A 211-nucleotide genomic window follows, 5' to 3' on the forward strand; every position below is an offset into this window, starting at 1 on the left:
ACAAGGTGACCAAGGACCTCAGGGCGTACAAGGCGACCAAGGACCTCAAGGAGTTCAAGGTGACCAAGGACCTCAGGGTGTTCAAGGCGACCAAGGACCTCAAGGCGTCCAAGGCGATCAAGGACCTCAAGGAGTCCAAGGCGATCAAGGACCTCAAGGAGTCCAAGGCGACCAAGGACCTCAAGGAGTTCAAGGTGACCAAGGACCTCAG

At 56.9% G+C, this 211-nt stretch carries 1 protein-coding gene; it reads left to right on the forward strand.

Annotated features, from left to right (window positions below):
- Positions 1–211, forward strand: a 211-nt coding sequence (locus tag LCF57_RS14195) for a hypothetical protein (RefSeq protein WP_226001277.1), incomplete at both ends; no start/stop codon positions are given.

This window comes from Paenibacillus sp. BJ-4 (assembly GCF_020404765.1).
Classification (GTDB): domain Bacteria; phylum Bacillota; class Bacilli; order Paenibacillales; family Paenibacillaceae; genus Paenibacillus.